Genomic DNA, 24,322 nt, shown 5'->3' on the forward strand with positions numbered 1-24,322 from the left:
GCCATCCGCTTCGATCCAGCCATGAAGGCCGTCTTCGAACGACTGAAAGCGAAAGGAAAGCCCGGAAAGGTCGCTCTCGTCGCGGTCATGCGAAGGATAATCATAATCCTCAATGCCAAAATGAGAGACTATCGAGCAACGGTGATTGACGCCTAACACCGTTGCTTTTTGTTGTGTGGAGTGTGAAGCCGCGAAACCTCGTCAGTGGAACGAGCGGACCAGACTTCCGACCAACAGGTTCCAGCCGTCGATGAGCACGAAGAAGAGAATCTTGAATGGCAGCGAGATCGAGGTCGGCGGCAGCATCATCATGCCCATTGCCATGGTGATGGTGGCGACGATCAGATCGATGACCAGGAAAGGAAGGACGACGAGAAAGCCTATCTCGAAGCCGCGGCGGATTTCCGAAATCATGAAAGCCGGAATGAGGACGCGGTAGTCGATCTTCTCGCCGGTCTCGACAGTCTGGCCACGCTCGCGCGCCAGATCCACGAAAAGCGCCAGATCCTTGTCGCGGGTGTTGTTCGCCATGAATCCCCGGAAGGGCTCGGCGATACGCGCCACCGCCTGCTGCTCGTCGAGCTGGTTCGACAGGAGCGGCTGGACGCCGGTCTGCCATGCCTGATCGAACGTGGGCTGCATGACGTAGAAAGTCATGAACAACGCGAGCGACAGGAGGATCATGTTGGAGGGCGTGGAAGACAGGCCCATTCCCGATCGCAGGATCGAGAATGCAATGATGAAGCGCGGGAAGCTCGTCACCATGATCAGGATGCCCGGAGCGACCGAAAGAACGGTCAACAGGCCGAATGTTCTGATGATCCATGCCGCAACCGAACCGTCGACCGGCAAGTTCAAAAGGTTTGATGGGAGCTGCTGCGCATGGGCCAGCTCCGGTGCCGCCATCATGGCAGCGAATAACAATATGAATCGAATCATTCGACGACGAAGGTCCTGAACATGACCTTCGATACGCGCCCTTGCGCGCGAAGGTCAACACGCTCCTGGATGTCATCCTTAAGATATTCGAAGCCTCGCGGTCCCTCGATCTGCTGCAGCGAAACCGTACGGACATAGGCGAGGATGTCCTGATGGACATCCTCGGCGACCTTGACGTCCGGCGGGCCGTTAAAGAGCAGCGCGACTTCCAGGCGAACTAGGCTTTCTGAGGGATAGGCAAGGTTCGTGGTGATGGGCTCGAGTTGAACTATGTTGTTGGCTTCCGTCGAAATGCGAGGCAGGCCCGCCTCGCCTTCCTTTTTCTGCGCGGCCTCGTCCTTGGCTGCCTTGGCCTGTTCCGCCTGCTCGGCGCCTTTGATGCTGGGCGCGACCATGTCACCGACCACCCAGCCGCCGCCGGCGCCGAGCAGCGTCAGGACCGCAAGCCCGACGATCGTCATTATTGTGGCCTTTTTCGACTGGCCCCCAGCGGTTTCTGTCTCTGCCATGATGTGTGCCTCAGAGCGGCGAGAAGAGATCGACGGCCTGCTGGCCGCGCGGCGGCTGCTGTACTTCCATCAGGCGGCCGCGACCGCCGTAGGAGATGCGCGCTTCAGCAATCTTCTCGTAGGAAATCTGGTTGTCGGAGTTCACGTCCTGCGGGCGCACGATACCGGCAACGTTGAGAATGCGGATCTCCTGGTTGACGCGAACCTCCTGAGAACCGCTGATCACGAGGTTGCCGTTCTCGAGGATACCGGTGACGACGGCGGCGACCATGAGCTTCAGCGTCTCGGACCGGTCGATCTTGCCCTTGCCGTCGGTACTGGTATCCGAACCGTAGGTCACATCGGTCTTCGACTGAGGATTCCAACCCATGACGTTGGCGTTCACATCCCAGTTCAGGCCGCTCGAGTTGGTCCGGCTGCGGCTGGTGTCGTTCTCGAACTTCGCCTTGTCGTTGATCTGGATATCGACGGTCAGGATGTCGCCGACATTCAGCGCGCGCGCATCCTTGAAGAGGGCGGCCTGCGAGTCGCTCCAGAGAGAATAGCCCTGCGCGACCTGGCGCGGCTGCTTCGGATAAAGCGCCATCTGCGGCGTCTGGCCATAAGCAAGGCCGCTGCCGATCGGGCTCATGGCTGGGGCGCGACCGATCTCATTGACAGCCTGCGGCGATGCGCAGCCTGCAAGAAGGGCGACGGCGGCGATCGCGACCTGAAAACGCATGTTCATGAGGGGTCCTTCGACGTATTGGGATCGGACGCGCTGGCGATGATATTGGCGATGACCGCGGCCTTCTGCGGATCCATCTCATTGAGGATCAAGCTCGACTGGGTCGCGTTCAGCCGCATGATGACGGCGGCCGCCACTTCGATCTTCACCTCTTGCAGCTGTGATGCGGCTGCGTCCGGTTTCATTTTCTTATAGATATCGGTGAGGCCCGCTTCGGCCTGCTTGAGGAAATCATCACGGCGCTTCAGCCAGTCCTGATATTCCTCTTTGCGCTTGCTCATTTCCGCAATGCGGGAATCGACGTCGGCGCGAAGCTTCTCGAGTTCCTGCTTCTGCAGCAGATAGCGCTGGTCGCGTGCGGGATCGGCAATGTTCGTGCAGAACTGCTTGATCTCCTCCTGCGATGTCATTTCACCCCTCGGCGACGGCTGTTCCTGTGCGAAGGCGCCGGGAATGGACAACGCCACGACGGCCATCGCAGGCAGTGCAAGCCGCTGAAGCAAGTCTGACAAGGCCATATTCTTCATCATTGCAGGACGAGCTCCGCTTGCAGCGCGCCGGCTGATTTGATGCCCTGGAGGATGGCAATGATGCCATCCGGCTTGACGCCGATATTGTTGAGACCCGCCACGAGCGTCCTGAGATCAGGCCCATCCAGCAGAGCCACCTTGCCGCCCGTCTTCTGCGCAGCGATGTCGGTCTGCGGCTGCACGGCGGTCACACCGCGCGAGAACGGCTCTGGCTGAATGATCTGCGGTGTCTCGGTTACCTGGACAGTGAGAGTACCATAGCTGACGGCAACCGGCGACACGCGCACGTCCGCGCCGATGACGATCGTTCCCGTTCGCTCGTTCACCACGACCTTGGCGGGCGTGTCGGTCTCGACGATAAGATTCTCCAGATCGGCCATCAGGCGCGTCAGGTCCGCCGTTCTCGGCTTCTGGACGATGACCTCCTGCGCGTCCTTGGCTTCTGCTACCGGGCCGCCGAAGCGAGTGGAAGCATAGCCATTGACGACATCGGCAATGCGGATCGCCGTCGAGAAGTCCGGGTTGCGCAGTTGCAGGACGAGATTGACGGAATCCTTGAAGCGCGAGGGCAGTTCACGTTCGATGATGGCGCCGCCCGGCACCCGTCCAGCGGTCGTCACACCCTCGGTTACCGTCGCGGCCTGGCCCTGGGCGGTGAAACCCGAGACCACGACCGAGCCCTGCGCGACAGCGTAAATCTGGCCGTCGGCGCCCGACAGCGATGTCATGATCAGTGTGCCGCCGCGCAGCGAAGTCGCGTCGCCAAGCGAACTGACGTTCACGTCGATGCGGCTGCCGGGACTGGCATAGGGTGGCAGATTTGCTGTCACCATGACAGCTGCGGTGTTCTTCGCGTTGGACTGGGTGCCCTGCGTGGAGATGCCGAGGTTCTGCAGCATGGCGCGCATCGACTGCTCGGTAAACGGGGAAGCGCGGAAACCGTCGCCGGTGCCCTGAAGACCGACGACCAGACCGTAGCCAATCAGCTGGTTGTCGCGTCCGGCCTGCAGGGAGGCAATGTCCTTGATGCGCGAGTTCATCGCCGCAGCGGGCGTGACGGCCAGGACATTCGGAGACAGAAACGCGAGGGCTACGAATAGGCGAAAAAACATCTTCATTTTGCGGCCACGTGTATGGTGCCGTCTGCGAGCACGGTGCCGCTGACAATCACGCCGGAATCCATGTTGCGAACGCGGATGAGCTGCCCCGTCATACCATCCTCGAGCGGCGAGCCGGCCGCCGAGATCGTCATCGCGCCGAGCGTGAAGATAAGACGGGTCGAGGAGCCGCGCGTCACGGTATAGGGCTCTCGCAGCGCCGAGACGGAGATCGTGCGCCCCGGCAGGAGCGTGCGCTTCGAAATCATCCCTTCGACCTGGCGGATCGACTTTGCATAGTCGCCCTTGAGGTTGGGGTTGGTCACTTCCACTTCCTGGAGCTGGGCGCCGGAAACGGTTTCGCCGGGGTAGATGGTCGTCATCGGAACGACGGCATATCCCATGCCGGCAGCGGCTGCTGCCTGCGGCATGGCAAATGCGGTGATCGCAACGGCGGCGGCTGCCGCCCATCCGAGGATACCTTTGACCCGGCAAAACATCATGTTTCGGCCCTTCCCGATTACTTCAGGTTCTTGCTGACGATGGAGGCCATTTCGTCGGCGGTGGTGATGACCTTGGAGTTCATTTCATAGGCGCGCTGCGCCGATATCAGTTCGGTGATTTCCTTCACCGGGTCGACGTTCGACGATTCGAGGTAGCCCTGCTTCATGTAGCCGAAGCCTTCTTCGTCGGGCGTGCCGACCACGGGATCGCCCGACGCAGGTGTCTGCTGAAAGAGGTTGTCGCCGAGAGGCTGAAGGCCGGCCTCGTTGACGAAGTCGGCGATCTGCAGCTGGCCGAGCACGGTCGGATCGGTGTCGCCCGGCAGCTTCGCCGAAACTTCGCCCGAGCGGCTGATGGTCACTTGCGTCGAACCCTGCGGGATCGTGATATTAGGCGCTACCAGGTAACCGTCGGTGGTGACGATCTGGCCAGTCTCGTTTTTATTGAACGCGCCAGCGCGCGTGTAAAGCGTCGTGCCATCGGGCGCCTGGATCTGGAAGAAGCCGCGACCAATAAGCGCTACGTCGAGGTCGTTGCCGGTCTGCGAAAGCTCGCCCTGGATGTGCAGGTTGCGGACGGCGGCCGTCTGGACACCGAGACCGATGTTCGCACCTTCAGGTACGATCGCCTGGTTCGCGCGGTTCGAAACTCCCTTGGCGCGCTCGGTCTGATACAACAGGTCCGTGAATTCAGCGCGAGCGCGCTTGAAGCCGGTCGTGTTGATGTTCGCGATGTTGTTGGCGATGACTTCAAGATTGGTCTGCTGGGCATCCATACCCGTCGCAGCAATGGCAAGCGCTCTCATGGCTTCGTCCTCAAATCAATTACATCTGCATGCGGGTAACGTCGAGAAAGGCCGAAACGACCTTGTCGCGAATGGCGATCGCAGTCTGAAGGGTCTGCTGTGCCTGCATGACGGCATCGACGACTTCACGCGTCGTCGCGGTGCCCTTGATGCCGGCAAAGGACATGCTTTCTGCATTCTTGAGGGTATTGACGGCGCCCGTCGCAACATTGGTGAGAACCGCGCCAAAGCCGCCGTCGTTTGCAGCACTTTCTGCCGCCGATGAAGCTGTGGAGCGGTCCTTCTCGATGGCGGCAAGGCCGCGGGTCATCGACAGGGAGCTGACGCTATTGACGTTGTTGATCATGATTATTGGCTCTTCAGAAGGTCGATTGTCGACGAAATCAGGTCGCGGGATTGCTTGATGGTCTGCAGGTTGGCGTCATACGAACGGTTTGCTTCGCGCATGTCGGCCATCTCGACCAGCATGTTGACGTTCGGGAGCTTGACGATGCCCTTCTCGTCCGCAGCCGGATTGGAGGGGTCGAATTCAGTGATGAACTTCGATTCGTCGACACCGAACTTCTTGACGTTGACGGTCGTGACGCCATTGGCGCGATCGACCGCTTCGCCGAAGGTGATGGTCTTGCGACGGTAGGGATCGGCACCGGGCGTGTCGCCGGTCGAGCGTGCGTTGGCGATGTTTTCGGACACGATGCGAAGGCGCGTCGATTGCGCTTCAAGCCCGGATCCCGCGATTTTGAGTGCTGCTGACAAAGGATCCATGATCTTAGCTCTTCACTGTCATCAGCATCAGTCGATTGAACGAGCTTACGAGCGACGTGTTCAGATCGTACTGACGCTTGATTTCACCGGACTTCGTGAGTTCCTCGGCGAGACCGACCGTGTTGCCGGACTCCTGCACGCCGATCTCCTGGTCAAGGGCCGCGTCCTTGACGTCGATGTCGCTTTTCGTGCCGAGATCGTTGCCGGTCAGGTGCGCAGCATTCGTGCGCGCCATAGTAATGTCCGACCGGTCGAGGGTGGCCTGGAAAGGCGTGATGTCTTTGGCGCGATATTTCGGCGTATTCGCGTTCGCGATGTTGCCGGCCACAACCTCCTGACGGATCGTCAGCCATTCGGCCTGCCGCGACGCCAAGTCGAAAAGTTGAATCGGTTGCATGGGAACTCTCCGTTTTTACTGGGGCGAACCTAGGACGGTAATCTTGCGTCAGACTTACGGAGAATGCGGTCCGACATTCCGTGGCTGCCGGGCGCGCACTCCCATAACGGGACGAAGGCTCCGACCGTATCCGGTGGAGCCTTCGACTGATGCGCTTGAGAGCGGTGCACGCTCAATTATGCTGATAGACATCGCCCTTGGAGGTGATGATGACCCATTTGCCATCACGTTCCTCCAGCGTCGCCAACCGGCTTTCGTCCGGCAGAATGGATCCCACCTGAACGACGTACATGCCTGAGGTATCTTCGATCAAGGCACGGCCGTTTGCCACGTGAAGGAGGCGAAAGCCGGATTTACCGGGGAACGGCTGATCCTCGGCCGGCGGACCCTTATCGTCTTCCTTGCCAATGTTGGAGACCGTCGCGGTCGTCAGCGGATCGACGGGGATCTCGGGCTTCCTGTCGTATCGGTTCTTGTTGGCCATCGCGAGGGGCGAAACGCTGAAGACGTTTCGTGCCGGCCAGTCGGGAAGGTCGCGTGTCCGGTCGCCCTGCGCGACATTGATGCCGAACTTGTCCTCGTTAAAGAAGACGTACCACGGAAAGAAGGCGGACGCCGCCGCCAGGGTAAGGCCGGTAATTGTCAGGGCGCGGTCGAGAAAGACGGTTTTGCGCCGCAGAGGCTTCAGCGGGGCGATCTTCTCATCGTCATCGAAATCTGTCACGTCGCGCCTCTCTACCTGCGGATACTCGGCTGGCCGCCGATGCCGGCCGCGGCTTTCAGGGCGCCGGCCAGATCGGCAAAGGCATCCCTCGAATCGCTATCGCCGGGCGACTGTTTCAAAACATCGTAAATAATCGGTACCTGCTTGACCGCCATATCGAGATCAGGATCGGCGCCCGGGCGATAGCCGCCGATCAGGCGCAGGTCGCGTGTTTCCTCGAAGCGGTGGATGAGCGTCTTCAGGCGAGACACCAGCTTCTCCTGATCCGGGGTCCAGGCCTTGCGCGCCAAACGCGAGATCGAGGCCAGCGGATCGATCGGTGGGTAACGCCCTTCCTCCGCCAGACTACGCTGCAGGACGATGTGGCCGTCCAGAATGCCGCGCGTCGAGTCGGCGATCGGGTCGTTGTGGTTGTCACCATCGACGAGGATGGAAATGATCGCGGTGATCGTTCCGGTCCCCTCCGGTCCGGGTCCGGCACGCTCCAGCAGGCGCGGCAGCTCGGTGAAGACCGAGGCGGGATAGCCACGGGCGATCGGCGGTTCACCCGACGCAGTCGCGACCTCGCGGATCGCGTGGGCAAATCGGGTAACGCTGTCGACGATCAAGAGTACGTTGTCGCCCTGATCGCGGAAATGCTCGGCGATGGTGACCGCTGTCAGCGGCGCCATCTTGCGCAGCATCGGGCTCTCGTCACTCGTCGCGACGACGGCGATCGCCTTCTTCATGTTGTCGCCAAGCGTGTCCTCGATGAATTCGCGCACTTCGCGGCCACGTTCACCCACAAGCGCGATGACGACCTTGTCGAAAGCATCCGCACGGGCCAGCATGGACAGCAGCGTCGACTTACCGACGCCCGAGCCTGCGAAAATGCCGAGGCGCTGGCCGAGGCAGAGCGGCGAGAAAATGTCGATAGCGCGAACGCCCGTCTTGAAGCCTGTCTCCACGCGCTTCCGCGTCATGGACGGCGGCGCCGTGTTCGAAATGGGGCGGCGGCCGAGCCCCTCGACAATGGGACCGAGGCCATCGATCGGCTCGCACAGCGCGTTGACGGTGCGCCCGCACCAGCTGTCCGCCGGAGAGATGCGGAATGCACCCTTGCGGATGACCGTATCATGGATGCCGATCGGCTCGCCCGGCTCGATCGGGCAGACATAGGTCAGTTCAGGCTCGACGCGAACCACTTCGCCGAGGTGGATGCCGGTCGGCGACTTGTGGGCGACGAATTCTCCGAGCCGCACATGGCGCGACAGGCCGGTTACGGTGTAGTGGCCGGCCGCGATCGTCTGGACGTGACCGCCGGGGGCGACCAGGAATTCTGGGCTCGAATAGCGCGACACGAGCCCCGCGAGATGCGTGAGCTTCGGCGAAAGGTCGGATTCGGCGAGCGGCGTATTGCTCATGCTTCAGGCCCCGTTCAGCGGCTGCCGCCGAGCGTCTTGATCGCCTCGCTGAACGAAGTCTCGCTGTCCTTCGAGAGCGACGTCATACTCTCGAAGGCGCGATTGACTTCGATCAGCTGCGTAATTTCGCGCATCGCGTTGACGTTGGAATTTTCGAGATAGCCCTGCCGGACACCGACATTGAAACGATCGGTGACGGCGCGTGGCTGCTCGGTCGTCATGATGCCGCTATTCTCGTAGCGCAGATAGCCCTTGCTGATATCGGCCTCGAAGAGACCCAGCGAACCGACCTGCTTGCCGTCCTGGTAGATCAATCCGTCAGAGCCGACCTTCGGTTCGCCAGCAGCCGTGTTGAGCGTCACCGGCGCACCGCCGGCGTCGAGAACAGGGTAACCTCGAACGGAAACGAGCTCGCCGTTTTCCTTCATCGTGAAGCGGCCATCCTTGGTCAGAACTTTGCCGGCCGGCGTGTCGACCGAGAACCAGGCATCCCCCTTGATCGCGAAGTCGAGCATGTTTCCGGTGTGCTCGAACTCGCCAGTATCGCCGGAGAGATAGTCGTTGCCCTGGGACACATAGGCGATCTTCGCATTGATCTTGTTGCCGGTCTCGCCGAGCATCTCGTCGAATTTCACCTCCGTCCCGCGGAAGCCCGTCGTGTTCACGTTCGCCATGTTGTCGGCGATGGTGGTGAGGCGACGTTCGAGTGCGATCTGCGACGACAAAGAAACATAAAGACCGGATTGCATCCCGATAGGCTCCTGCATTGGCGATGAACGGTACGAAATCCGGGTGTTTGCAGTCGGTTCGACCACGAATTTCGCTGAGGCGGCACCTCAGAAACGGGCACGGATGCCCATTCGTCACCGACAAGCTGACAGCAAATGCTTGCGCGAAGCTGGCATGCAAAAGCTTGATTTGCAGGGACTATCATCAGCCTCACGCAAGCCAGCAGCCCTATCCGTTGAGTTGAAAATAACGATCAGGTTTGGACTGACGATGAATATCATTATCGGATTTGTGATTACCTGCGGCTGTATCGTCGGCAGCTTCATGGCGATGGGTGGCCACGTGGACGCGCTCTGGCAGCCGTTCGAGCTAGTCATCATCGGCGGCGCCGGCCTGGGCAGCTTCGTCATGGGCAACCCGATGAAGGTGGTGAAGGATTCCGGCAAGGCGCTCGTCGAAGCCTTCAAGCACACGGTGCCGAAGGAACGGAATTATCTCGATACGCTTGGTGTCCTCTACTCCCTGATGCGCGATCTTCGCACGAAGTCTCGCAACGAGATCGAAGCCCATATCGACAATCCGGCCGAATCCTCGATCTTCCAGTCCGCGCCGACGATCCTCAAGAACAAGGAACTGACGGCGTTCATCTGCGACTACGTCCGGCTGATCATCATCGGCAATGCCCGCTCGCATGAGATCGAAGCACTGATGGACGAAGAGATCAACACGATCCTTCACGACAAGATGAAGCCCTATCACGCCATCCAGATCATGGGCGACGCCTTCCCCGCGATCGGTATCGTCGCCGCCGTTCTCGGTGTCATCAAGGCCATGGCGCACATCAACGATTCGCCTGAGGTCCTCGGCCACCTGATCGGCTCGGCGCTCGTCGGCACCTTCCTCGGCATCATCCTGTCCTATTGCGTGTGTTCGCCGATCATTTCCCAGATCAAGATCGTCCGCACCAAGCAGCATCGCCTCTACGTCATCGTCAAGCAGACCCTGCTTGCCTACATGAACGGCTCGGTGCCGCAGGTCGCGCTCGAATACGGCCGCAAGACAATTTCGGCCTACGAGCGTCCTTCGATCGACGCGGTCGAGCAGGAAATGATGAATCCCGGCGGCGAGAACAAGGCGGCGTAAACGGTCATGAACGCTCCCCTCAAGAAACCCCTCATGGGCGAAGCCCTTCTTGCCAAACTGACCGGCAGGCTGGGCGACAAGGCCACCGTCGAGAAGATCTGCAGCGGATTCGGCGAAGTCTACGTCGTCTTTCTGCCCGACATCATCAAGAGCGAGACGAACCTCGACGTCGAAGTGGCCTATCTCGGTTGCGACAGCGGGCACAAGAACGAGCTGGTCGCCAACCTCGGCGACAATACGACGCTCGTCGATGCGACGCTCCGAAACTGGTCACCAAACATTACGCTTGCCTGCGGCAACAGCTTCATCATCACCCTGATGGAACACTTGCTGGGTGCGGCGGCAGACGCCGTCGAGCAGCCGGCGGATCGCCTGCTCTCCGTGATCGAGCTCGAGCTTGCGGTCATGGTCTTCGACAAGTTCGCCAATGTCCTTCGTTCGGCAGTGAACGCGCCTGGCGGCTTCGAGCCAGTGCTTGAGTTTCCGCATGCGTTCGAAACACGGATCAAGCCGGCCGAAGACAAGCCCGACGAGTTCGCGGCCGCGATCAACATGTCGATCACGCTCTCCGGCATCACCTCGGATTTCTCGCTGATCGTTCCCCAGGCTGCCCTGCTGAAGACGACGGTGACGGCTCCGAAGGCCAAGGGCCAGTCGGCTAAATCGACCGAATGGAGTGATCAGCTCAGCGAGCAGGTGCGCCGCTCGCCGGTGACGCTCGACGCAAAGATCCGTCTGCAGGACCTGACGCTGCGGACCATTTCGAAACTTGCGGCTGGCGATGTTATCCCCTTCCACGACCGCGGCGACGTCCGCGTCGAAGTCAGCGCCAACAGCAAGGAATTGTACATCTGCGAGTTTGGACGTTCGGGCGAACATTATACCGTCCGGGTGAAGGATACGATTAATTCGGATGACGAGCTCATCCGCCACTTGATGAATTAGCCCATTTTCCAACCGGGCTGCCACGGCAGCTTGAGGCAAGTTTCAACTGGAATAGTGATTTCATGGCGACGAAGAAAACACCCAAGAACAGTGACCTTTCAATGGAGCTCCCGGGCAACGAGGCCGAGCTTGATCAGGCCATCGATGACCTGCGCGGCGTCCTGAAGACCGACGCGGACGGCGGCCTGCCGGATTTTGCTGGAGAGGCCGACGCCTTTAGCGGCAGCACCGACCTGTCAACCTTTGGCGGCGGTTTCGGAGATGCGGCAGAGCCCGCATTTGGTGGCGACGATTTCGGCGCAACATCCGATTTTGGTGGCTCTGCCAACTTCGGCGACAGCTCGTTTGGTGCGATCGCTTCCGAACCTGCCCCGCTCGGCAGCGCCATGCAGTCGAACCTCGACCTGATCATGGATATCCCGATCGACGTTCAGATCATGCTCGGCAGCAGCCGCATGCAGGTCGCCGGCCTGATGAACCTTAACGAGGGCGCAACCATCGCGCTCGACAAGAAGATCGGTGAGCCGGTCGAAATCATGGTGAACGGCCGCAAGATCGCTCGCGGCGAGATCACCGTTCTGGAAAACGACGACACGCGTTTCGGCGTCAAACTGATAGAAGTTCTGAGTACAAAGAAAGCCTGATCCCGGTGCAGGGACGGAGAGGTTAGACCATGATGGACTTTGACGATTTCGGCGGCGCGCTAGCCGAGAAACCGTTGACCCAGGCTGAAAAGGCGGCGGCCGTTCTCCTCGCCATGGGGAAAGGGGTCGCCGGCAGGCTGTTGAAATATTTCACGCAGGCCGAGCTGCAGACGATCATCGGCTCGGCGCAAACGCTGCGTGCGATCCCGCCGGATGAATTGCTCGGACTTGTCGCCGAATTCGAGGACCTGTTCACCGAGGGTGCAGGCCTCATGGATAATGCCAAGGCGATCGAGAGCATCCTTGAAGAGGGTCTCACGCCCGACGAAGTCGACAGCCTGCTTGGCCGTCGCACCACCTTCCAGGCATACGAGACGTCGATCTGGGATCGCCTCGGCGAAGGCGACCCGGCCTTCATCGGCAAGTTCCTCCTGCGCGAACATCCGCAGACTGTCGCCTATATTCTCTCCATGATGCCCTCCTCATTCGGCGCCAAGGTTCTGATGCAGATTCCGGACGGCCGCCGCGCGGACATCATGAACCGTACCGTCAACCTCAAGGCCGTCAGCCCCAAGGCCGCGCAGATCATCGAAAAGCAGGTGCTAAGCCTGCTGGCAGAGATCGACGCCGAGAAGAATTCGATCGGCTCGACGAAGGTTGCGGAACTGATGAACGAGATGGACAAGCCGCAGGTCGATACCCTGCTCACCTCGCTCGAATCGATCAGCCGCGAATCGGTCAACAAGGTCCGTCCGAAGATCTTCCTCTTCGACGACCTCATGCTCATGCCGCAGCGCAGCCGCGTCATGCTCATGAACGATATCTCGTCCGACATCCTGACCATGGCGTTGCGCGGCTCGTCTGCCGACATGCGCGAGGCCGTCCTCGCATCGATCAGCCCGCGCCAGCGCCGCATGATCGAATCGGATCTGCAGAGCGGCACCGTTGGCATCAATCCGCGCGAAATCGCAATCGCCCGGCGCGCCATCGCCCAGGAAGCGATTCGCCTGGCAAACTCCGGGCAAATCCAGCTCAAGGAGACCGAAGGCGAAGGCTCGGCCGCGGCCTAAGCCGCTGTTGTTGTGTACGAAGCACCTCTTCCCGGCCGCTGCGGTTGATCGCCGCGGCGAAAGGGAGATACCTTCTAGGAAAGGCCGCGCCCTGGCGCGGCCGTTTCTTTTTGATGGAGGGCTTCGGCCTTGGCCGACGACGACAAGGACAGCAAAACAGAAGACCCGACAGCGAAGAAGAAAAGCGACGCTGCCGAGAAAGGCAACGTGCCGTTCTCGCGCGAGGTGCCACTGTTTGCCACCGTGCTTGCCACCTTCGTCTATATCATCTTCTTCCTGCCGAGTGGGCTCAGCAAGGTCGGCGAGGCGCTGAAGGACATTTTCGAGCAGCCCGACCAATGGAAACTCGAAACCGGGCCGGACGCGCTCTCCCTGTTCGTTCACCTCGCCTGGGTTTCGGCGGCCTTCCTCGCGCCCGCCTTCATCCTGTTCATGGCGTTTGGCGTTGCCGCGTCCATCTCGCAGAACCTGCCAACGCCGGTGCTCGAGCGCATACGGCCGCAGTTTTCGCGCATTTCGATCGCCAAGGGATGGTCGCGGCTGTTCAGCCTGCCTGGCCTCATCGAGTTCGGCAAATCGCTGACGAAGATTGTGATCGTCGGCGTCGTCATGTTCTTTGCGCTGAAGAGCGAATACTTCAGCGCGATCGATGCGATGTTCTCCGATCCGCAAACGATCTTCACGCGGATGATGACGTCGATGCAAAAGATCACCATCGTCGTCCTGATCGCCACAGCCGTCGTCGCCATCGCCGACTTCTTCTGGACGCGCTACCACTGGTTCACCGAACTGAAGATGACGCGGCACGAGGTCAAGGAAGAGAACAAGCAGTCGCAGGGTGACCCCTTCGTCAAGAGCCGCCAGCGCTCGCTCATGCGTGACCGTGCCCGCCGCCGTATGATTGCCAATGTCGATCGCGCGACGCTCGTAATCGCCAACCCGACTCACTTTGCCGTCGCCCTGCGCTATGTGCGTGAGGAAAACGACGCGCCTGTCGTCGTCGCCAAGGGGCAAGACCTAATTGCATTGAAAATCAGGGAGATCGCGGAAAAGAATGGGATCCCCGTTTTCGAAGACCCGCCGCTCGCGCGCTCCATGTTTGCGCAAGTCTCGGTCGATAGTGTCATACCGTCTGTATTCTATAAGGCAGTCGCGGAACTCATCCATCGGGTTTACGCGGCGCAAGCCAAGAACAAACGGGTAAGATAGCCGAATGAAAAAATGCCCCTACTCTGCCCAGCGTGAAAAAATCCTGGCTGAAGCCATCAGCCCCGTTGCCACGGAATTGCGGCTTCTGGACGCCTCGGATCTCATCTCTCTTCTGCGCTTCGAGTATTACGGCAATCTTTCCGATCTCGTATCGTCAGCGGCCGAGCTCTTCTTCCACCCCGGCACGGTCAATTTCGGCCATGGCGGCAGCTACACGCTAGAGTGGGGCGGCAAGCCCGAAGTGGTCATCGACCTTGAGATCAAGCCGCGCGGCGTCACGATCTATGCGCAGCTGATGCTTGCAGAGGCGCACGCCGGCATCGAGATCAACCACATCGCGTTCCAGAACCCTTCGGCGGATCCCGACGAAAACACTGTTTTCCTCGCGCAAAGCCTGCGCGACGCACGCTATAACGTCGAACCATTGCAGGCTTTGGCGGGCTAAAGCCCACACGGCTTCTCGTCAGCTGATATATCCAAGACGGATGGCCTTTGCGATCGCCTGGATTCGATTGACCGAATCCAGCTTGATCGTTGCCGAACCGAGATAGGCGTTGACGGTATGCACCGAGAGACCAAGCTTCTCTGCAATCTCTTCGCTGATGCGCCCGTCTCCAGCAAGCTGCAGGCAGGCAATTTCGCGTTCGCTGAGAGCTTCGGCAGCCGCCACGCGGCGCTCGTCGAGCGAAAGCAGGTCGATCATGATCTGGCACGATCTCACGTGCAGTTCGACGATCATATCGCTGGCCGGCTCGAGATCATCGCCCGTAAAGACAACGAAGCCGTTGCCAACGGCGCCGAGGCGCACCGGAAACGCCATGCCGGAAAAGGGAGTCAGGCCGCCCTTCAGGCGCGTCATGAAAGGTGCAATGCTTGCCGGCCCCGGAGCGGCGCGATCAAGCCCGCCAGCCCATACGACTGGAAGAAGCGACTTCTCGATATGATCAAGTAGCGCCTCGCCATGAGCGTCGATGAATGCGCCACTGAAGCCGCTGTTCACCGATCCCCAGTTTTCCAGTTCGCAGACCAAACGCTGCTTTCCCGGGACGCCGGCACCGCTGATTCGATAGACAGCGAAATTCTGGGCGTCGGCGAGCTTCTGCATGCCGATGAGACGCGGAAACAGGTCGGACCGACTAGCGACCTTGCTGACCCGCACGCCGCGCATTGTTTCCGAATTTCCTATCGATCGACCGGACGACTGCCCCATAACGCCGTCCCCTTAGACGAGATTGTTCCTGACCGCGAATGCGATGGCCTCGGAACGAGTCTTCGTCGCCGTCTTTCGCATGACACTGGTGATGTAGTTGTTGATGGTGTTGCGAGAGATGCCGAGGATCATCGCAATCTCATCGCTCGTTTTGCCCTCGGCGATCCAGAAAAGGCATTCCAGTTCGCGATCGGTCAGCTCGAAGTCCCGGTCGGCCTTGGCGGCGCCGCACTGCAGGAAACTCGTGAAATAGGCGGACAAGAGCCCCACGTCGCGCAAGCGCTCCTGCGACAGAATGAAACCGTCATCGAACAGGAACATCAGCACCAGGCGCGAGCGTCCGATGTTGAACATCAACGAACAGTACTGGCGGCTGGCGCCGTCTGGCGCATCCGCGGAATCCGGCAGGAGCGCGAAATGCGGCTGGAACAGCTGCATACACTTTTCGATCTCCGTCGCACGGGCAAAGCCGCCAACGAAGGTATGCGCCAGATTGGTGACAAGATCGAACGGCCAGTCAGACGAGACCACGAAATCGAGCCCCGCTTCCTGAACCAGATCCGCCCGCGCCAGGAGGTAGTGCGAGGCGCCGACATAGTCGGTCAGGGCGCGCAGGCCGGGTTGCAACCGCCCCGTGCTCGAAATCTCGCAGAGCTGCGCGATCAGTTCGTCACGCGAAGACAGGTTTGTCGCTGCGATGCCAACGAAGTTTGCCTTCTGCGTGTCGCTCTTCAGAGCCTGCAATATCTGCATATCCATTGGCAAAAACCCCGCGGCCGCGAACCACTACGACAGAAACCCGATCCGCGGCCCTTGAGCAAATTGCGCCCCCTCCGCGAACCATCCAACACTACACTAGGTGGTAAACTTCGCCATCTCCGAGTTCTCGGGATTTACATCGCCCGCACTTTGTGCGTTGATTCGCACGGAAATTCCGCTTGTTAATGAATTCTAAAATTAAAGTGATTCGGGGAATCCTGACAATACGATTCGCGTAAAACGCGCAGCTATTTCAGCCCTGTGTCAAGCCTATCCTCAGAAATCTTCGCGTGCGCGCCCGAGCGATGGCAAAACTGCCGATCGCGGTGCAGTAGACGGGCAAAAGAAAAAGGCCGGTTGCCCGGCCTTTCATTACGCGGCGTTGTCGACCGCCCATTTTCTGAGGATTTTCGCGGCGCGCTCCTCGTTGATCTCGACCATGCGCGCCAGTTTGCGTTCCGGGCCTTCCTTGACGCGACGATTGAAGTTGCCGTCGTCGTCGCCGAGGCTGAGCAGGTCCTCAGTGCTGTCGAAGCCGAAGTCCGAACCGAAGCCATCCATGAGCGCAGCACCGGTACCCACGCCACCCGCCGGAGCGAAATCGGGAAGTTCGAGGCCGGCGCTTTCCGGCGACGTGTCGCCGATGACCGCGGCGCCGTTGCCGGTCACGCTGCGGATCATCGGGCGGACGCCCATCCAGACCACAAGGAAGGCAACTGCGACGAAAGCGAGCGAGTTGATGATGCCTGCGAGATTGCGGCTCAGCATTTCCATGACACGGACGCCGCCGCCGGTTTCCTCGAGAAGCTGGTTCTCCAGGAAGTCCATGGCCGTAACGGTCACCATGTCGCCGCGATTGTTGTTGATGCCAGCGGCGGATGCCACGATCTTCTGCATCTCCGCGAGATAGGCATCGATCTTTGCCTGGTCCGCCGGCTCGCCGACCATCTGAGCAATGCGCCCCTTGTTAACGACGACTGCAACGGAGAGCTTTTCGATCTTGTAGCTGTTGCGCGTCGTGGCAGTGGTCTTGCTGTTGATCTCGTAGTTGGTCTGCTCTTCTTTCTTGTCGGACTTGTCTTGCGATTCGGGACCGTTGGGTCCGCCCGAGTCCGGTGCCGCCTGCGGGATGTTCTGCTCGACCGTCGTCGCGTTGTCGGACTGCTTCTGCAGCGACTGAGAGGCTTCCTTGGTCGTGCGGATCGAGCGCTCGACCTTCGATTCCGGATCGTAGACAGTTTCCTGGATCTGCTGGCTATCGGTATTCAATTCCGCGGTGACGCTGGAGCGGAAGTTATCCATGCCGAGGAAGGGCGCGAGTGCCTTGTCGATGTTGGTTTCAACTTCGCCCTGGACGTTCTGGACGATGTTCAGAGAACGGTTCAGCGAGCTGTTGCTGGCCTCGTCGCCCGAAGCGAGCAACTGGCCTGCGGAGTCGAGGATGGTAACATCGGCGACATCGAGGCCGGGAACGGCAGACGCAACAAGGTGGCGGATCGAAGTCGCCGCGGTGCGGCCGGCCGCGACACTTGCGCGAATCATGACGGAAGCGGTCGGCTTCTGTTCGGCTTTGCGGAAGTTGCCGACCTCGGGCATGACAATATGGACGCGTGCTGCCGTAATGCCGGAGATCGACTGGATCGTGCGGCCAATTTCACCTTCGAGCGCGCGAACCCGAGTGACTTCCTGCATGAACGACGTCAGGCCGAGAGAGCCCACGTTGTCAAAGAGTTCATAGCCGGCGTTGGCGCTGTTCGGGAGGCCGCGCTCGGCGAGCAGGAGACGCGCCTTGCCGGTCATACCGGCGGGAACTGTGATGCTGGAGCCATCCGTTCCGACCTGGAAACCGATATTTGCCTCGGCGAGCGCAATGCTGATCTGGTTCAGATCGGGCGTATCAAGCCCGACATAAAGCGTTTCCTGGGCCGGCTTATTGACCAAAAAGGCCGCCGCCAGGATGAGTACCACGGAAACGACACCCACGCCCGCCAACGCCAGCAAGCGATTCCGTCCTAGCGAACTGAAGTTCTTAAAAATTTGAACTAATTGATTTAACAGATTCATTCTGTTCTCGCACGACCATCCAGACAAAGCAGGCTTGTTGCCTCATGTGGACAATAGGTGCCGAAACTTGTGCGAACGTTTCGGAGGGTGCGAGCAGGCTGGATCAGAAGAAGTCGAAGTCTCCGGCTGCCTTCGCCAGCGGCTGAACACTGCTATAGCGCGCCGCCCCGCTCAGAGCGCGCTGCATTTCACTGAGCTTCACCAGGCTCAGGGCCGTTGCGACATCGACAGACCAGTCCTGCGGAATCTCGCCCGTGATGGTATCTATGAACTTGGCAAGACCGCGCGTCTTCTGCACGGCAAGATCAATTCCCTGCATCACCTTCATGCTTTCCGGCGAGTTCAGCAGTTCGCCGCCCCCGACGTCGAGGAGCTGTGGTTCGATGCGCTCGATCAGGTAAGCGACGTCGTGCAACTCCGCGACGATACGCATCAGGACATCAGGCAGGGCTTCGGCGGGCGACGGCTGCTCTGTCATGGCATTCACAGTCATTAGTAAGGTCCTTGCCCTCAGAAGAATTCGATGCTGTTTTCGACGGGTTTCTGCGGAGCGACCGGACGCTGCTCAAGCGCAACGGTTCTCTGCGTTTCCGCACCGGTGAGCGGATACTGCCGAGCGCGTCCCGAGACCGGCCAGTACTCGAGCTTGCGCCCGTGCTCCCCGCCGGTGCTGGAGCCGACGACCGGTATGCCTTCATCCTTCAGGAACTGCACCGCAAAGGCGGCGTTCTGTTCGCCGACATTCGAGAATGTCGAGATCGTCTTCGCCCCGCCGAAGATCTTGGCCTCCAGGCGGTCGCGACGCGCCCCTTGCTTCAGTAGACCGTTGATCAGCAATTCCATCAGGTGGACGCCATATCGCGTGGCGTCTGCGCCCGTCATCGGCATATTTCCTGTCCCTGGCAGAAGGAAGTGATTCATTCCTCCAACGCCTGCCACGGGATCTCGCAGGCATGCAGCCACACACGAGCCAAGGATGGTCGTCAGTACCGCGCTCGGATCATTCAGGACCTTCCATTCGCCCTGGATGATATGAACGCGGCGGGCCGCAACATCGAGGTTCATTTCAATGCTCCAAATACGGCCTCGATAGCCGCCTTCATCTTCTCGATCGTGAAGGGCTTGGCGAGAACGTTGTTGGCACCAAGCTGGGCCGCTTTCGTCACGAGTGCGCGGTCACCCTGCGCCGTCAGGATGATGAAGGCGGCTTTCTTCGTCGCCGGGTTGGCGCGAACAGCCTGCAGGAAGCCGAGGCCATCCATCTTCGGCATGTTGAAATCGGAGATGACAAGATGATGCGGCTGCTGGGTCATGATCTTCAAGCCCTGCTCACCATCGCCGGCGGCCGTAATCTGCTTGAAGCCGAGCTGGGTCAGAGCGTCGCTGAGCAGCAGACGGCTCGTGACCTGATCGTCGACGATCAGAACTTTGATTTTCTCTGCGATAGACATTAGTCAGTTCCTTCCTTTCGGGCGGCTGTCATTTTCAAAATTTCTTCGCCGATGGCATTGAGGGGCAGTTGCTGCTCGACGGCGCCGAGCTCGTAGGCAACCCTCGGCATGCCGTAGACCACTGAGGTCTTTTCGTTCTGGCCGAGCGTACGCGCGCCGGCGTGGCGCATCTTCAAGAGGCCGGCGGCACCGTCGCGTCCCATGCCGGTCAAGATCACACCGACCGCGTTGCGGCCTGCCAGTTCGGCAACCGAGTCAAACAGCACGTCGACGGATGGCCGGTGACCGTTCACCGGATCGCGTTCGATGAGGCGGCAGCATGGCGCATGGACGTTGGCAACCTGCAGGTGGCGCTCGCCGCCTGGTGCAAGATAGATTTTCCCGATCTCCAGGCGCGCACCGTCGGTCGCTTCCTGCACGACGGGCGCGCAAAGCCGGTTGAGGCGTTCCGCGAAGCTCTTGGTGAAGGTCGGCGGCATGTGCTGCGTGATAACTGTCGGCGGGCAGTTTGCCGGGAACTTCTGCAGCACGGCAATCAACGCCTCGACGCCGCCGGTCGACGAACCGATCGCGACGATCTTGCGGCCGACGCGGAAGTCAGCGACAGCAGGTGGCGGAGCAACCGGAGCCGGCTGAGGGTACTGGCGTCGCTGCGAGCGGGCGGCAGCCTTCACCTTCTCGGCAAGATCTCCAAAGGGACGCGCATCGCCCGGGAGCGGCTTGCCGACGCAGTCGAACGCGCCGATCTCAAGCGCCGCCAGAGAGGCATCGGCGCCGCGATGGGTCAACGTCGAGACCATGATGACAGGCATCGGGCGGAGCCGCATGATCTTCTCGAGGAAGTCGAGACCGTTCATGTTCGGCATCTCGATATCGAGCGTTACGACATCAGGATTGAGCTTCTTGATCGCCTCGCGGGCCTCAAGCGCATCGCCTGCTTGACCGATGACGCTGACCTCGGGATCGGCGCTGAGAACAGCGGTAATCAGGCCGCGCATCGTGGCGGAGTCGTCGACGACGAGAACCTTGGCCGGTGCGCTCATGCCTTCCTCCCAACGCCCTTGGTCGTGTAGCGATAGGTGGTGATGCCGATATTGTCGAAGACATGCTTGGCGTCGCCGGAGACGCGTTCGGAATGGCCGATATAGAGATGGCCGCCCTCAGGCAGCAATTCGGCAAAGCGTGACCAGATCTTCATCTGCGTCGGCTCGTCGAAGTAGATCACCACATTCCGACAGAAGATGACGTCGAACTTGCCCTTGAACGGCCACTGCGCCATCAGGTTCAGCTCGTTGTAGGTGATCAGACGCTTGACGCGGTCGTCGACCTGGAACTTGCGCCGCCCCTGGACCTCGACCTCGCTGAACCACTGCTTGCGCATGGCGGGCGACACGGTTTCGAGCGCGCTCTCGTCATAGGCACCGGCACGGGCGATCGCCAGAATCTTCGGATCGATATCGGTCGCCAGGATCTTGAAATCGTAGTCGGCGACGTTGGGCATCATCGACAGGACGGTGAGCGCGATGGAATAGGGTTCCTGGCCATCCGACGAGGCAGCCGACCAGATACGAACCCGACCGCCCATCTTCGCGCGATGCAGCAGTTCTGGCAGCACATGGTCCCGAAGGTGCTCGAAGTGGTGGTTCTCGCGGAAGAAGCGCGTGAAGTTCGTCGTCAGATGCGACAGCATCTCGCGGCGCGGCGCCGCACCCGCCGGTGAAGAAACGAGCGCGCAATACTCCCGAAATCCGGAAAGGCCCAGATTGCGGATATGCTTCGACAGCCGCGAGTAGACCAGCGAGGCCTTGGTCTCGTTCAGGAAGATGCCTGCATCCGAGTAGATCATCGCAGCGATTTCCGTGAGATCGCGGCGCGTCAGCGGGTACTCTCCGCTTGCCAACACCTCGTCAGGGTTTCCCTGCCGCATGTCTTTTGCACTCAGAACATTCATGCGGCTTCGCTTTCCGTTTCGGGGAAAATGGCTTCGAGCTCGAGCAGGCAGATCATGCGTTTGTCGATCGCCAGGATGCCGCGCGCGAACTGACGTTGCAGCTCAGATGCGATTTCCGGTGTCGGCTGCACATTGTCTTCAGTGACGGTCAGAATGTCGGACACGGCATCGACCAACAGACCGACGACCTTGCGGTGCACCTGCGCTACGATGATGACGTGTCGCGCCGTCGGCACAGTCGCCGGCATGCCGAGGCGAGCCGACAGATCGATAATCGGCAGCACCGCACCGCGCAAATTGATGACGCCCTTCATATAGCCGGGCGAGTGCGGCATCGCCGTTGCCGGCGTCCATCCGCGGATCTCGCGCACCGACATGACATTCACGCAAAATTCCTGATCCCCGATGCGGAACGCGATCAACTCGCGGTCCCCATCCTTCAGACTTTTTACGGCATACGACATAGCTTACCCCACAGCTGCCAGCGACACTTCCTGCCTCAACGCTTGACCGCGGGAAGCTCCCACGACCGCGTCGACATCCAGGATGAGAGCCACGCGACCGTCGCCGAGGATGGTCGCCGCAGCGATACCCGGAACGTGCGTGTAGTTCGCCTCAAGGCTCTTGATGACGACCTGGCGCTGCCCCTGGATCGCATCGACCATGAGCGCGCGCTGACCGCCGCCTTCCGATTCGACGAGAAGAGCGACTCCTTCGACAGGATTAGCCTGCGTGGCACGGAAGTTCAGGATGCGACCGACATCGACCAGCGGGCAGAAGCTGTTACGGATCGAGATCAGGCGATGGTTTGCACCAAAGGAATGAATCGCGGCGGCTTCCGGTTGCAGCGTCTCAACGATCGCCGTCAACGGGACAACCAGCGTCTGGCCGGCAACCGTGACGACCATGCCGTCGAGAACGGCAAGGGTCAGCGGCAGGCTCATCGTGAAGACGGAGCCCTGCCCTGGCTTCGAGGTGATGTTGATGCGGCCGCCGAGCGCCTGAATCGAGCGCTTGACGACGTCCATGCCGACGCCGCGACCGGAAATGTCGGAAATCTTGTCGGCGGTGGAGAAGCCCGGCAAGAAGATCAGGTTGTCGATTTCTTCGTCGGTCAGGTTGGCGTCAGCCGGGATCAGCTCGTTGGCGATGGCCTTCTGCTTGACCTTCTCGCGGTTGATGCCGGCGCCGTCATCGGCGAGCTCGATCAGGATGCGGCCGGAGCGGTGCTTCGCCGTCAGGCGAACCGTGCCTTCGACGTTCTTGCCGGCGGCGGCGCGCTTTTCGGGCGTTTCGATACCGTGGTCAACGGCGTTGCGGATCATGTGCGTCAGCGGCTCGGCCAGCTTGTCGATGACCGTCTTGTCGACTTCGGTGTTTTCACCTTCGGTGATCAGGCGAATCGTCTTGCCCGTCATGTCGGCGATTTCGCGAACGATGCGCGACATGCGCTGGAAGACCGGCTTTACCGGCTGGGCGCGGATCGCCATGACCGAATCCTGGATCTCGCGGGTGAGCTGCTGCAGCTCCTCGAGGCCCATGTTGATGGATGACGTTCCGGTCGTGTCGTTTTCGATGACGCTCTGCGAAAGCATCGCCTGGTTGATGACGAGCTCGCCGACGAGGTTGATCAGGCGATCGACGCGGTCGAGATCGACGCGGATGGTCTGACCAGCGCCGGCAGCGGCGTTGTTCTGGGCGGCGACAGCTGCACTTGCGGCAGCGGCGGCAGCCGATTCCTTCTTCTCGACACGAGCAGCGGCGGCGGCCATCTGCGTGACGTTGGAAGCAGTCTCGGCGGCAGTAACCGCAGCGGCCACGTCGGCCTTCGGCTGCTCGGCCGGTGCCTCGGTCGCGCCATCATCGAGGATCGACAGGTCGAAGGGCACTGGGATCATCGGCAGTTCTTCGGCTTCGGGGGCAGTCACCTTTTCCTCGCCTGCGGTGATCTGCAGGTCGCAATCCCACTCGGCAAATTCGAAGACCGTGCGGATCGCATCTTCGCCCTTGTCTGTCTTGAGCGTGATGTTCCAATAGAAGTAGGCAGCTTCCGCATCGAGCTCGTCGAGACCCGGCAGCGCATCCATGTTGCAGTAGACGCTCATCTCGCCGAGGCGGGAGAGATCGCGCAGCAGCAAGGTCGCGTCGTTGCCTTTGGAATAGAGGTCCGAACGCGGCTTGAAGGTGATTTCGTAAGTCGGCAGATCGGAGCCGACCTCTTCCTCGCCGCTGAAATCGTCGAAGGAGAAGGGGATCGGCTGGAAGCCGCTGTCATCGGTCGGCTTGGGGGCCGGAGTGGCGGCGACAGGCGTTGGCTTAGCCACCGGAGCTTCCACGCCAGCGGACGGGGTAGGCAGCTCGCCGTTGGCGAGCGCTTCCAGTTCCTTCACCAGACCGCGGCTGCGGCTTTCATCAACGCTGCCGCCGTCGCGGGCGGCATTGGTCAGGTCGGCCAGCACGTCAGCCGACTTCAACATGACCTTCAGGACATCCTGTGTCGGCTCAAGCTTGTTGGAACGAACGCAATCAAGTGTGGTCTCGAAGACATGCGCGAAAGCGACGAGATCATCCAGACCGAAGGCGCCAGCGCCACCCTTGATCGAATGGACGGCACGGAACACCGCATTGACGGTTTCCGGATCGCGATCGCCATCATTCATTTTCAGAAGACCGGATTCCAGTTCGGCGAGCTGCTCCTCGCACTCCTGGAAGAAGATCTCTTTGATTTCGTTCATATCCATAGGAGA

General features: G+C 60.4%; 29 protein-coding genes and 1 pseudogene. 7 read left to right on the plus strand and 23 right to left on the minus strand.

Translation table 11 applies throughout. From position 1 onward, the window contains the following. Window positions 1-156: pseudogene (locus C934_RS35945) on the plus strand (IS110 family transposase); the annotation flags it as partial. 45 nt (window positions 157-201) lie between these two features. Here C934_RS35945 and fliP read toward each other — a convergent pair. From fliP to flgF, 13 genes are all read right to left on the minus strand, one after another. After that, on the minus strand, window positions 202-939 hold the full coding sequence (gene fliP, locus C934_RS0127070; protein WP_018859682.1) for a flagellar type III secretion system pore protein FliP: 738 nt from the start codon (window positions 937-939) through the stop codon (window positions 202-204). Next, window positions 936-1,448, minus strand: a complete 513-nt coding sequence (locus C934_RS0127075; RefSeq protein ID WP_018859683.1) for a flagellar basal body-associated FliL family protein — start codon at window positions 1,446-1,448, stop codon at window positions 936-938. The genes fliP and C934_RS0127075 overlap by 4 nt, the downstream gene beginning before the upstream one ends. A gap of 10 nt (window positions 1,449-1,458) precedes the next feature. Next, a complete protein-coding gene (gene flgH, locus C934_RS0127080; RefSeq protein WP_018859684.1) occupies window positions 1,459-2,175 on the minus strand; it encodes a flagellar basal body L-ring protein FlgH in 717 nt (238 codons plus the stop codon). After that, the gene (locus tag C934_RS0127085) at window positions 2,172-2,705 is read right to left on the minus strand and encodes a MotE family protein (protein ID WP_018859685.1); all 534 of its coding nucleotides are present in this window, start codon (window positions 2,703-2,705) and stop codon (window positions 2,172-2,174) included. Before C934_RS0127085 ends, flgH begins: the two co-directional genes overlap by 4 nt. After that, window positions 2,702-3,823, minus strand: coding sequence for a flagellar basal body P-ring protein FlgI (locus C934_RS0127090; protein WP_018859686.1), 1,122 nt, complete (start codon window positions 3,821-3,823; stop codon window positions 2,702-2,704). Before C934_RS0127090 ends, C934_RS0127085 begins: the two co-directional genes overlap by 4 nt. Continuing rightward, window positions 3,820-4,305, minus strand: a complete 486-nt coding sequence (gene flgA, locus C934_RS0127095) for a flagellar basal body P-ring formation chaperone FlgA (protein WP_018859687.1) — start codon at window positions 4,303-4,305, stop codon at window positions 3,820-3,822. Before flgA ends, C934_RS0127090 begins: the two co-directional genes overlap by 4 nt. 17 nt (window positions 4,306-4,322) lie before the next feature. After that, window positions 4,323-5,111: a flagellar basal-body rod protein FlgG gene (gene flgG / locus C934_RS0127100; protein WP_018859688.1), complete on the minus strand. Its 789-nt coding sequence runs from the start codon at window positions 5,109-5,111 to the stop codon at window positions 4,323-4,325. 19 nt (window positions 5,112-5,130) lie between these two features. Beyond that, window positions 5,131-5,457 (minus strand): flagellar hook-basal body complex protein FliE, encoded by a 327-nt coding sequence (locus tag C934_RS0127105; RefSeq protein ID WP_018859689.1) that lies wholly within the window; start codon window positions 5,455-5,457, stop codon window positions 5,131-5,133. 2 nt (window positions 5,458-5,459) lie between these two features. Continuing rightward, a complete protein-coding gene (gene flgC, locus C934_RS0127110) occupies window positions 5,460-5,876 on the minus strand; it encodes a flagellar basal body rod protein FlgC (protein WP_018116161.1) in 417 nt (138 codons plus the stop codon). Window positions 5,877-5,880: 4 nt separating this feature from the next. Continuing rightward, window positions 5,881-6,273, minus strand: a complete 393-nt coding sequence (flgB, locus tag C934_RS0127115; protein WP_018859690.1) for a flagellar basal body rod protein FlgB — start codon at window positions 6,271-6,273, stop codon at window positions 5,881-5,883. A 172-nt stretch (window positions 6,274-6,445) separates the two neighbouring features. Next, window positions 6,446-6,997: a hypothetical protein gene (locus tag C934_RS0127120; protein ID WP_018859691.1), complete on the minus strand. Its 552-nt coding sequence runs from the start codon at window positions 6,995-6,997 to the stop codon at window positions 6,446-6,448. Between the two features lie 11 nt (window positions 6,998-7,008). Next, window positions 7,009-8,400, minus strand: a complete 1,392-nt coding sequence (gene fliI / locus C934_RS0127125) for a flagellar protein export ATPase FliI (RefSeq protein ID WP_018859692.1) — start codon at window positions 8,398-8,400, stop codon at window positions 7,009-7,011. A gap of 14 nt (window positions 8,401-8,414) precedes the next feature. Next, complete coding sequence (gene flgF / locus C934_RS0127130) at window positions 8,415-9,149, minus strand: flagellar basal-body rod protein FlgF (RefSeq protein WP_018859693.1); 735 nt, start codon at window positions 9,147-9,149, stop codon at window positions 8,415-8,417. 250 nt (window positions 9,150-9,399) lie between these two features. Between flgF and motA the strand changes: the two genes are divergently transcribed. The 6 genes from motA to C934_RS0127160 all read left to right on the plus strand — a co-directional run bounded on the left by motA (window position 9,400) and on the right by C934_RS0127160 (window position 14,585). Beyond that, window positions 9,400-10,272, plus strand: coding sequence for a flagellar motor stator protein MotA (motA, locus tag C934_RS0127135; RefSeq protein WP_018859694.1), 873 nt, complete (start codon window positions 9,400-9,402; stop codon window positions 10,270-10,272). 6 nt (window positions 10,273-10,278) lie between these two features. Further along, window positions 10,279-11,217 carry a FliM/FliN family flagellar motor switch protein gene (locus C934_RS0127140; protein WP_026372122.1) on the plus strand — a complete coding sequence of 313 codons (939 nt, stop codon included), beginning with the start codon at window positions 10,279-10,281 and terminating at the stop codon, window positions 11,215-11,217. A 62-nt stretch (window positions 11,218-11,279) separates the two neighbouring features. Next, window positions 11,280-11,861 carry a flagellar motor switch protein FliN gene (fliN, locus tag C934_RS0127145; RefSeq protein WP_018859696.1) on the plus strand — a complete coding sequence of 194 codons (582 nt, stop codon included), beginning with the start codon at window positions 11,280-11,282 and terminating at the stop codon, window positions 11,859-11,861. 29 nt (window positions 11,862-11,890) lie between these two features. After that, window positions 11,891-12,931, plus strand: coding sequence for a flagellar motor switch protein FliG (gene fliG, locus C934_RS0127150; RefSeq protein WP_018859697.1), 1,041 nt, complete (start codon window positions 11,891-11,893; stop codon window positions 12,929-12,931). Between the two features lie 129 nt (window positions 12,932-13,060). Further along, window positions 13,061-14,140 carry a flagellar biosynthesis protein FlhB gene (gene flhB, locus C934_RS0127155; RefSeq protein WP_018117037.1) on the plus strand — a complete coding sequence of 360 codons (1,080 nt, stop codon included), beginning with the start codon at window positions 13,061-13,063 and terminating at the stop codon, window positions 14,138-14,140. Window positions 14,141-14,144: 4 nt separating this feature from the next. Beyond that, complete coding sequence (locus tag C934_RS0127160; RefSeq protein WP_018859698.1) at window positions 14,145-14,585, plus strand: hypothetical protein; 441 nt, start codon at window positions 14,145-14,147, stop codon at window positions 14,583-14,585. A gap of 18 nt (window positions 14,586-14,603) precedes the next feature. Here the strand turns inward: C934_RS0127160 and visR are convergent, their stop codons facing one another. From visR to C934_RS0127210, 10 genes are all read right to left on the minus strand, one after another. Then, a complete protein-coding gene (visR, locus tag C934_RS0127165; RefSeq protein ID WP_026372123.1) occupies window positions 14,604-15,350 on the minus strand; it encodes a transcriptional regulator VisR in 747 nt (248 codons plus the stop codon). 12 nt (window positions 15,351-15,362) lie between these two features. Beyond that, window positions 15,363-16,109, minus strand: a complete 747-nt coding sequence (gene visN, locus C934_RS0127170; RefSeq protein WP_018859700.1) for a transcriptional regulator VisN — start codon at window positions 16,107-16,109, stop codon at window positions 15,363-15,365. Between the two features lie 372 nt (window positions 16,110-16,481). After that, complete coding sequence (gene fliF, locus C934_RS0127175; RefSeq protein WP_026372124.1) at window positions 16,482-18,173, minus strand: flagellar basal-body MS-ring/collar protein FliF; 1,692 nt, start codon at window positions 18,171-18,173, stop codon at window positions 16,482-16,484. 103 nt (window positions 18,174-18,276) lie between these two features. Continuing rightward, complete coding sequence (gene cheT / locus C934_RS0127180) at window positions 18,277-18,666, minus strand: chemotaxis protein CheT (protein WP_018859702.1); 390 nt, start codon at window positions 18,664-18,666, stop codon at window positions 18,277-18,279. Between the two features lie 17 nt (window positions 18,667-18,683). Next, window positions 18,684-19,238 carry a chemoreceptor glutamine deamidase CheD gene (cheD, locus tag C934_RS0127185; protein ID WP_018117031.1) on the minus strand — a complete coding sequence of 185 codons (555 nt, stop codon included), beginning with the start codon at window positions 19,236-19,238 and terminating at the stop codon, window positions 18,684-18,686. Continuing rightward, the gene (locus tag C934_RS0127190; RefSeq protein WP_007530058.1) at window positions 19,235-19,624 is read right to left on the minus strand and encodes a response regulator; all 390 of its coding nucleotides are present in this window, start codon (window positions 19,622-19,624) and stop codon (window positions 19,235-19,237) included. The genes cheD and C934_RS0127190 overlap by 4 nt, the downstream gene beginning before the upstream one ends. Beyond that, window positions 19,624-20,667, minus strand: coding sequence for a protein-glutamate O-methylesterase CheB (gene cheB, locus C934_RS0127195; protein WP_018859703.1), 1,044 nt, complete (start codon window positions 20,665-20,667; stop codon window positions 19,624-19,626). Before cheB ends, C934_RS0127190 begins: the two co-directional genes overlap by 1 nt. After that, window positions 20,664-21,575: a protein-glutamate O-methyltransferase CheR gene (cheR, locus tag C934_RS0127200; protein WP_018859704.1), complete on the minus strand. Its 912-nt coding sequence runs from the start codon at window positions 21,573-21,575 to the stop codon at window positions 20,664-20,666. Before cheR ends, cheB begins: the two co-directional genes overlap by 4 nt. Further along, window positions 21,572-22,039: a chemotaxis protein CheW gene (locus C934_RS0127205; RefSeq protein ID WP_018117028.1), complete on the minus strand. Its 468-nt coding sequence runs from the start codon at window positions 22,037-22,039 to the stop codon at window positions 21,572-21,574. Before C934_RS0127205 ends, cheR begins: the two co-directional genes overlap by 4 nt. A 3-nt stretch (window positions 22,040-22,042) precedes the next feature. After that, on the minus strand, window positions 22,043-24,316 hold the full coding sequence (locus C934_RS0127210) for a chemotaxis protein CheA (protein ID WP_018859705.1): 2,274 nt from the start codon (window positions 24,314-24,316) through the stop codon (window positions 22,043-22,045). Window positions 24,317-24,322: the final 6 nt, after the last annotated feature.

The organism is Rhizobium sp. 42MFCr.1 (assembly GCF_000377185.1).
GTDB lineage: Bacteria > Pseudomonadota > Alphaproteobacteria > Rhizobiales > Rhizobiaceae > Rhizobium > Rhizobium altiplani.

Excerpts from the sequence above, each read along its gene's own strand:
- fliN (WP_018859696.1), top strand. The coding sequence starts at position 11,280 with ATGGCGACGAAGAAAACACCCAAGAACAGTGACCTTTCAATGGAGCTC.
- C934_RS0127140 (WP_026372122.1), top strand. The coding sequence starts at position 10,279 with ATGAACGCTCCCCTCAAGAAACCCCTCATGGGCGAAGCCCTTCTTGCC.
- C934_RS0127205 (WP_018117028.1), bottom strand. The coding sequence starts at position 22,039 with ATGTCGTATGCCGTAAAAAGTCTGAAGGATGGGGACCGCGAGTTGATC.
- C934_RS0127085 (WP_018859685.1), bottom strand. The coding sequence starts at position 2,705 with ATGATGAAGAATATGGCCTTGTCAGACTTGCTTCAGCGGCTTGCACTG.
- C934_RS0127090 (WP_018859686.1), bottom strand. The coding sequence starts at position 3,823 with ATGAAGATGTTTTTTCGCCTATTCGTAGCCCTCGCGTTTCTGTCTCCG.
- C934_RS0127105 (WP_018859689.1), bottom strand. The coding sequence starts at position 5,457 with ATGATCAACAACGTCAATAGCGTCAGCTCCCTGTCGATGACCCGCGGC.
- cheB (WP_018859703.1), bottom strand. The coding sequence starts at position 20,667 with ATGAGCGCACCGGCCAAGGTTCTCGTCGTCGACGACTCCGCCACGATG.
- cheT (WP_018859702.1), bottom strand. The coding sequence starts at position 18,666 with ATGACTGTGAATGCCATGACAGAGCAGCCGTCGCCCGCCGAAGCCCTG.
- flgF (WP_018859693.1), bottom strand. The coding sequence starts at position 9,149 with ATGCAATCCGGTCTTTATGTTTCTTTGTCGTCGCAGATCGCACTCGAA.
- flgB (WP_018859690.1), bottom strand. The coding sequence starts at position 6,273 with ATGCAACCGATTCAACTTTTCGACTTGGCGTCGCGGCAGGCCGAATGG.
- C934_RS0127075 (WP_018859683.1), bottom strand. The coding sequence starts at position 1,448 with ATGGCAGAGACAGAAACCGCTGGGGGCCAGTCGAAAAAGGCCACAATA.
- fliF (WP_026372124.1), bottom strand. The coding sequence starts at position 18,173 with ATGAATCTGTTAAATCAATTAGTTCAAATTTTTAAGAACTTCAGTTCG.
- flgH (WP_018859684.1), bottom strand. The coding sequence starts at position 2,175 with ATGAACATGCGTTTTCAGGTCGCGATCGCCGCCGTCGCCCTTCTTGCA.
- fliP (WP_018859682.1), bottom strand. The coding sequence starts at position 939 with ATGATTCGATTCATATTGTTATTCGCTGCCATGATGGCGGCACCGGAG.
- C934_RS0127210 (WP_018859705.1), bottom strand. The coding sequence starts at position 24,316 with ATGGATATGAACGAAATCAAAGAGATCTTCTTCCAGGAGTGCGAGGAG.
- fliG (WP_018859697.1), top strand. The coding sequence starts at position 11,891 with ATGATGGACTTTGACGATTTCGGCGGCGCGCTAGCCGAGAAACCGTTG.
- visN (WP_018859700.1), bottom strand. The coding sequence starts at position 16,109 with ATGGATATGCAGATATTGCAGGCTCTGAAGAGCGACACGCAGAAGGCA.
- flgG (WP_018859688.1), bottom strand. The coding sequence starts at position 5,111 with ATGAGAGCGCTTGCCATTGCTGCGACGGGTATGGATGCCCAGCAGACC.
- flgC (WP_018116161.1), bottom strand. The coding sequence starts at position 5,876 with ATGGATCCTTTGTCAGCAGCACTCAAAATCGCGGGATCCGGGCTTGAA.
- motA (WP_018859694.1), top strand. The coding sequence starts at position 9,400 with ATGAATATCATTATCGGATTTGTGATTACCTGCGGCTGTATCGTCGGC.
- visR (WP_026372123.1), bottom strand. The coding sequence starts at position 15,350 with ATGGGGCAGTCGTCCGGTCGATCGATAGGAAATTCGGAAACAATGCGC.
- C934_RS0127190 (WP_007530058.1), bottom strand. The coding sequence starts at position 19,624 with ATGTCTATCGCAGAGAAAATCAAAGTTCTGATCGTCGACGATCAGGTC.
- flgA (WP_018859687.1), bottom strand. The coding sequence starts at position 4,305 with ATGATGTTTTGCCGGGTCAAAGGTATCCTCGGATGGGCGGCAGCCGCC.
- cheD (WP_018117031.1), bottom strand. The coding sequence starts at position 19,238 with ATGAACCTCGATGTTGCGGCCCGCCGCGTTCATATCATCCAGGGCGAA.
- cheR (WP_018859704.1), bottom strand. The coding sequence starts at position 21,575 with ATGAATGTTCTGAGTGCAAAAGACATGCGGCAGGGAAACCCTGACGAG.
- fliI (WP_018859692.1), bottom strand. The coding sequence starts at position 8,400 with ATGAGCAATACGCCGCTCGCCGAATCCGACCTTTCGCCGAAGCTCACG.
- C934_RS0127160 (WP_018859698.1), top strand. The coding sequence starts at position 14,145 with ATGAAAAAATGCCCCTACTCTGCCCAGCGTGAAAAAATCCTGGCTGAA.